The 770-nt window shown below is 70.5% G+C and carries 1 protein-coding gene; it reads right to left on the bottom strand.

The window, feature by feature from the left end; genetic code table 11:
• Window positions 1-770: ATPase, T2SS/T4P/T4SS family (locus tag D5S08_RS16300; protein WP_121120235.1), on the bottom strand; the 770-nt coding region annotated here is incomplete at both ends.

Raw genomic sequence — 770 nt, 5'->3', positions numbered from 1 at the left:
CCGCGCAGCGAATTGGCGTGGATGGTGGAGAAGCTGCCCGGATGGCCGGTATTGATCGCACGCAGGAAGCTGACGCTTTCGGCGCCGCGCAACTCGCCCAGCACGATGCGGTCTGGGCGCAGGCGCAGGGCGGATTGCAGCAGCTCGTTGGCGGTGACCTTGGCCTCCCCCAGCTCGCCCTTGACCGCGACCAGCCCCAGGCCGTTGGCACCGGGCAGGCGCAATTCGGGCGTGTCCTCCACCAGCACGACCCGCTCGTGCGGCGGGATCTCGCCCAGCATGGCGTTGAGGAAGGTGGTCTTGCCGGTGCTGGTGCCGCCGGAAATCAGGATCGTCTTGCGCGCGCGGATCGCGGCCCGCAGAAAGGCGATCGGCTCCTGCTGGGGGTCAGGCATTTCGGCCTCGACCGGCACCAGCAGCGGCCCGGTGTCATAGGCGTCCAGCGGGAGGTCCAGCCGGCGATGCCGGCGGATCGCCATGGCCCAGTGGCGGCGGGTCGCGGGCGGGCCGCAGAACTGGATGCGCGCACCGCCGAAGCCGTCCGCCGGCAAGGTCGCGCCCAGCAGCGGGTGTTCGCGATTGATGCCCTGATGGCTGACGCGGGCCACCTGTTCGGCCAGGCGCTGCACCAGCCGGTCGTCGATCTCCGGCGCCAGGATCCGCTGCATGCCGGGCTGGGCGGCATCCTCCACCCACACCTCGCCCGGACGGTTGACCATGATCTCCGTCACGGTGTCCCGTTCCAGCCAGTGGCGGAACGGCGCGAGATA

The organism is Croceibacterium ferulae, assembly GCF_003660445.1.
Lineage (GTDB): Bacteria > Pseudomonadota > Alphaproteobacteria > Sphingomonadales > Sphingomonadaceae > Croceibacterium > Croceibacterium ferulae.
The sequence above is the reverse complement of the archived record's forward strand: the minus strand, read 5'-3'. Positions and strand labels throughout refer to the sequence as shown.